The sequence below is a fragment of the Campylobacter sp. BCW_6889 genome, assembly GCF_001762535.1.
In the GTDB taxonomy this organism is placed as follows: domain Bacteria; phylum Campylobacterota; class Campylobacteria; order Campylobacterales; family Campylobacteraceae; genus Campylobacter_D; species Campylobacter_D jejuni.
In genome coordinates this window covers 1-2,770 of sequence record NZ_MJWZ01000050.1, presented here as the reverse complement: position 1 = coordinate 2,770, position 2,770 = coordinate 1, and the positions used below count along the sequence as shown (strand labels likewise).

General features: G+C 27.5%; 3 protein-coding genes and 1 pseudogene. All 4 read right to left on the bottom strand.

Annotated elements, in window-relative coordinates; translation table 11 throughout:
• Positions 1-156 precede the first annotated feature (156 nt).
• Positions 157-1,215 (bottom strand): hypothetical protein, encoded by a 1,059-nt coding sequence (locus tag AJ939_RS11130; protein ID WP_250540834.1) that lies wholly within the window; start codon positions 1,213-1,215, stop codon positions 157-159.
• A 273-nt stretch (positions 1,216-1,488) separates the two neighbouring features.
• Positions 1,489-1,539 (bottom strand): annotated as a pseudogene (locus tag AJ939_RS11125) (hypothetical protein); the annotation flags it as partial.
• Positions 1,540-1,813: 274 nt separating this feature from the next.
• Entirely contained in the window at positions 1,814-2,140 is a 327-nt protein-coding gene (locus tag AJ939_RS10860) for a hypothetical protein (RefSeq protein ID WP_070210731.1), read from the bottom strand.
• Between the two features lie 343 nt (positions 2,141-2,483).
• Positions 2,484-2,714, bottom strand: coding sequence for a hypothetical protein (locus AJ939_RS04500; RefSeq protein ID WP_002881838.1), 231 nt, complete (start codon positions 2,712-2,714; stop codon positions 2,484-2,486).
• Positions 2,715-2,770 lie beyond the last annotated feature (56 nt).

The window sequence follows — 2,770 nt, the reverse complement described above, 5'->3', positions numbered from 1 at the left end:
AGTTCTTCAAAAGTAAAATCTGTCGTTGCTTCTAATTTATAAAGTTCATCATAAATACTTTGACAATCAATGATGCTTTTATTTTCACAAAACAAATAAATACTTTTTTTATCTTTATGAATAGAATATAAAAAGTCTTTACCTATCATAATTTTCCTAAATAATACCTATTTTAGCTTTTCCATTAAAATACAAAGCTTGTGATATTTTACAAACTCCACCTAAATATTGCTCATCCCAAATTTGATCTTTTATTTTATAACTTTTTGAATTATATCCATATATTTTTGTTATATTATTAATATTTTTAAGACATTTCATATCTTTATAAACCACAATGAAAATTCTAAATTCCCCAATGGCAATTTTATGAGCTAAATTTTCTTGATTATTAATAAAGGAACAATCTTTTCTGTATTTATTAAAATCATTTTTATCAAGAATTAAAATGTATTTTTCTTTTTTTTGCACCTTTAAAATAAAATCTATGATTTTTGTTTGACTAATGGTAGGAGCTTTATAGCTTGCATAATAATTATCTCCAAGCTCTTCTAAAATACCATTTGTTTCTTGCATTATGGTGGCTATTAATGAAAGAAAATATTCAAAATGATTGATTTTTTCTGGAGAACTTCTAAAAAGTCCAAGAGGTCCATTTTTAAGAGCGAAATTTTTATTATTAATAGCATTATTTTTTAACACAAAAGTTTCTGTATAAATTTGAATATTTTTCATAAAATGATTAAGATACTCTATACACTCACTAAGGCTTTTATCTTTGACTTTGTTATAGTTAGCATCTAATTCTAAAAGATAGGAATAAAAATAGAGAGTTTGGGTAAGGGGGATAATGGAGTGCTCCCCTGTTACTCCAGAGCTTGTATTGATTGTATGAAGCAGTGTTGTATCGCTATATTGATTGTCTTGATGTAATCCTAGCTTAATCCCTAGTTTTGATATAGGAGAGCCGATATACCATTCATTTTTATATTCATTATTACTTGATTCACAATGAAAGATAGAATCTTGAATTGAGAGTTTGTATATATATCTTTCATCTCCTTTAAGTTCAAAATTTTGAGGTGTTCTCCTATCTTCTTTAAAATGTTGCCAATAATTATAAGCAAGTTGTCTATAATATGGTGCAATATCTGCTAAGATAGGAATGGCATTAATATCAAGTGTCATCATTGTTGTATGAGTAGAAAGACTCATTGTTATCCCATAGTATTGACTTTGTTTTTCTTGGATTATCTTGTGTAATATCTCTCGTATCTTACTTTCTAAGAAAATATTATCTTTGCCTAAATCTCTTGCTCTATTTGCTATATTTTCTATTTCTTCTTTTATAAATCTTTCTTGTTGTTCTTTGCTGTGAAATATAAAGAGTTTTACTATATAATCATAAGGAGGTGCTATCTTTCTAGCTCCAGGTGCATTACAAGTATATAAAGCTTTGATATTGTTTCTATTCCTATCATCACAGATACTTAAAGCAAAGAGTTGTGCTAGACAGCCTCCAAGAGAGTGTCCTGTAATAGTAAGAGAATCTTTTTCTTTGATTTGTGGATAATCTTAATACAAGTTTCATAAAAGTTTAGCATATCATCATATTGGGCTTTAGGTATAGAGCCTATGGTTAAAGAAGCATCAGCTACAAACAAATCCATTTCTGTTCCTCTAATGGCTAAAATATAATTGATATAGCCATATTCACTGGTATAGCCTTCTTCTTTTGTTTTACTATCAATTTGTTTTCTTTTTTCTCCAAATAAAGTAGCAGAAAAACCTGAATTTGCATTAGGACAATGTTTTAATAAATCATAGCGAGAAAAGAATTGTTTAGCTTGGAGTGGGGAGAAGTCGCCACTAAATAACTCATCATCAAAGAAGCCATTTTTAGCTTTCCTGTTTTTTCATCTTTAAAATATTTGTATTCTATGTTGAGAATATCAATTAGGGTGGGGAATACAGATTGGGTTGTATCTTCTTTAATATCTCTAAAATATTTTAATCTTTTCCAATCCTTACTATTTTCCTCTGGCTTATAACTTTCATTAGCTAAATGAAAATATCCATAGGCTGCCCAAGGAAGTTCTGCATTGTCTCGTAATTTAGTGATTAATCCTTTATTGTCCATTTTTGCTCCTTTGTATTGAAGTACAAACTGCAATATTCTTCTATCTCTATCCACTCAATATTATAACTAGCCACAGATTCTTACTCTAAATTGTAACGTCTTGTATTCCAAGTATCAAGTAAAATTATTGATGTAATGTTATCTTTAGAGATAAGTTTTTTATTGCTATACAGAATAGCCATTATATCATATCTAGTCTTTTTTATTTCTCCTATATATGTTGCATATTCTCTAAAAATTTTGCAAATAGAATTGCTATTCTTTACTTATTTTATAAGCTCTTCTATTCAGCTCCTCCCAATCTAATGTATCCAAACTTAATCCAAAATACCCTAGAATCTTATTATACTTTAGGAAGTTCATTTAACTTACACATATTCCTAAATTGCCAATAACTAGGCTCTAAATAATAAGAATAAGGAGTATAATAAAAGATAATTAAGCCTATACTTCCAAGAAAGACTAAAAACTTTGAAACGCTTTTTGTAGATTTAAAGATGATTTTATAAATAAATTTTAATATAAGATAAGAAAGAATAGTAGAAATTATAATAAGAAGTAATATATATGTCATGGGTTATCTCCTTAGATTCTCTATTTTATTAAAATTAAGATGTAATTTTGTGGTTT

Coding starts and splice junctions, on each gene's coding strand:
- AJ939_RS04500 (WP_002881838.1), bottom strand. CDS start 2,714: ATGACATATATATTACTTCTTATTATAATTTCTACTATTCTTTCTTAT.
- AJ939_RS11130 (WP_250540834.1), bottom strand. CDS start 1,215: ATGAGTCTTTCTACTCATACAACAATGATGACACTTGATATTAATGCC.
- AJ939_RS10860 (WP_070210731.1), bottom strand. CDS start 2,140: ATGGACAATAAAGGATTAATCACTAAATTACGAGACAATGCAGAACTT.